Here is a 2,699-nt window from a genome sequence, read left to right on the forward strand (position 1 = left end):
CTGGTTTGGAAGCCTACACCATACCTGTACCCAGGTTGGTGTAGGAGATGTCACGTTCTTCAATTGATGCGGAAAATGGGAAAATGAGGTGATAATAGGGGAAAGGCTACAATCGCCGCTAATTAATATAGAAGAGTCGATCGCAATCATGCCAATTTTCGCCAATTTGGTTCGCTGGAGTGCCATTTTCAGTCTATTAGCCATTTCCGCTGGATGCAGTTCATCGCCAAAGGCAACAGCACCCCAAGCCACAACTTCCCCGACAACCGCAGCCTCTCCGGAACCAATCATAACCCCAATTCCCACCGCATCGGGCAATGGCACGAAGGCAGAAACTACTCCACAAGCTTCTCCAACGGCACCAGTAAAAATTCTCCCGGTTGAGATTAATGAATTTGAAGCATTTAAACACCCTTCCGGACTATTTTCGATTAATATTCCCAAAGGATGGAAAAAACAGGAAAATAGTAAGCCAGGTGAATTACTTGTAATTTGGACAAACCAAGGCGGAAATAGCTTACTCCTGATAGATATAGTCAAAGTTCCCGGTAAAGTGCCACCAGAAGTATTGGGAAAAAAATTACAAGAGTTGCTCCGGCAACAATTTGGACAAAAAACTAATTTGACAGTTTCCGATCCCAAACCTCAAAGTAATGGACGTACTTTGGTAGAATGGTCTTATCAAGAGCAAGCTGGGGGAAATAGTATCACAGTTGTAGGTAACAGCTTCATTGAACAACAAAATGACAAAATTTCTATTCTCTATGTAGGATATCCCAAACTTGAGGGAGGTAATGCCCAGGCTAAACTTAACGAAGTTGCTAATAGTTACAAAATCGATCCCGCAGGACAATTGCCTTAAAGAGGGAATGGGGAGTGGGGATAGAAATAAATTCGTAGCACAGGCATCTCGCCTGTCTCTCACCTGTCTATGAATTCAAGATCAAAAATTGCTATGGAAGAAATCAGGGTTGGGGGGGATCTCCAAGTTTGCCAACAGATGATAGCCCCTCTGATACTATAGATATAGTTTGTACTCTACTAAAACAGGGTAAAATTGTCGCAATTAAAGGATTAGGCGGCATTCACTTAGCTTGTGATGCTACCAACGAAACCGCAGTACAAAAACTGCGATCGCGAAAACAACGTTATTACGATCAGAATTTTGGTAACGATCGCGAAAAAAGTCAAGGGAAAACATTGAAAAAATTACACAAAAACTCCATAAATAACCAATAACCAACAACCAATAACTAATAACGCCGACAAGCAATAGGCATCCGCCAACCCGTACCAAAAGCACGATCCGTAACCTTCAATCCAGGAGGCGCTTGTTTACGCTTAAATTCAGCACGGGCAACTAACCCCAATACTTTATTAACTACCCCAGAATCGTAACCTGCTTCAATAATTTGACTAGCAGATTGATGTTGATGAATTAGCCTGTCTAAAATATCATCTAGAATATCATAATCAGGTAGAGAATCTTGGTCAAATTGACCCGGTTTTAGTTCCGCACTCGGTGGTTTATTTAGAATATTTTCCGGAATAATCTGGCGATGAGAAATAGCGTCCATTCCCTCTTCCCCACTCCCTACTCCCCACTCCCCACTCCCTATTCCCCCAGAATTAAGCCACTGACACAGAGAGTAAACGCGGGTTTTAGGCAAATCGGAGATAGCCGCTAATCCTCCATTCATATCACCATAAAGGGTACAGTACCCTACTGCCATCTCAGACTTATTACCAGTAGAGAGGAGGAGATAACCAAACTTATTTGCGATCGCCATTAATAAGTTACCCCGAATCCGAGACTGAATATTCTCCTCAGCAATACCAAACTCAGTTTCAGTAAATAAGGGGGCTAAAGTGCGATCGTAATCTGCCATTAAATCCCCAATTGGTAAAGTGGAAGTTTCTATACCTAAATTTTCGGCTAAGGCAAGAGCATCACCGATTGAATGATCTGAGCTATAGGGAGAAGGCATCAAGACACCCAATACATTATTAGCTCCCAAAGCAGCAGATGCGATCGCAGCGACAAGTGCCGAATCAATACCTCCACTTAAACCAATTACTACCTTCTTAAACCCACATTTGATCGCGTAATCCCTGACACCGAGAACAAGAGCCGCCCAAATTTCCGCATCTTCACAGTCGGGGGCAGGCGCTATATTTCCTGGGAGTAAATCTTCCGTTCCCTCATCAAATTCTATAACCAATAAATCCGTCTCAAAAGCACAGGCACGACAGACTATTTCCCCAGAAGAGTTAAAAGCTACACTGCTACCATCAAAAATCAGATCGTCATTTCCTCCTAATTGATTAGCGTAGAGAATAGGTATCTGATAACGTCTTGCACTATGCTGCAACATCGCCTCCCGCAGTTTCTGCTTACCGAGACTATAAGGTGATGCAGAGAGGTTAACCAGCAAATCCACACCTTCCTGCGCTAAGTCGGCAATCGGATTCACCTGATAGCTGCGTTTACCCCAAAATTCCTCATCGTTCCATAGATCTTCGCAGATAGTCACACCAATTTTAATAGGCGAATAGGGAGTGGTAGCGGATGGGTTGTGGGTGAGTGTTGTGGTTGTGGTAGCGGATGATTTGTGGGTGGGTGTTGATCTTGAGGGGGTAGTAGTGAATGTGGTAGTGGATGTTTTATTCCTTTCTCCCTCTCTCCCCACTTCCCCCAC

2 protein-coding genes and 1 pseudogene are annotated in these 2,699 nt (G+C 43.6%); 2 read left to right on the top strand and 1 reads right to left on the bottom strand.

Annotation, left to right across the window (positions count from 1 at the left end; genetic code table 11):
* The first annotated feature begins 88 nt into the window (after positions 1-88).
* Together NJ959_RS28240 and NJ959_RS30885 are read left to right on the top strand one after the other, a co-directional pair.
* Entirely contained in the window at positions 89-862 is a 774-nt protein-coding gene (locus NJ959_RS28240) for a hypothetical protein (RefSeq protein ID WP_254015086.1), read from the top strand.
* 158 nt (positions 863-1,020) lie between these two features.
* Positions 1,021-1,155, top strand: a pseudogene (locus NJ959_RS30885) (Sua5/YciO/YrdC/YwlC family protein); the annotation flags it as partial.
* Positions 1,156-1,253: 98 nt separating this feature from the next.
* Here NJ959_RS30885 and NJ959_RS28250 read toward each other — a convergent pair.
* On the bottom strand, positions 1,254-2,699 hold a 1,446-nt coding region (locus NJ959_RS28250; protein ID WP_254015088.1), incomplete at its 5' end, for an NAD+ synthase.

Source organism: Limnofasciculus baicalensis BBK-W-15 (genome assembly GCF_024178385.1).
Classification (GTDB): Bacteria; Cyanobacteriota; Cyanobacteriia; order Cyanobacteriales; family Coleofasciculaceae; genus Limnofasciculus; species Limnofasciculus baicalensis.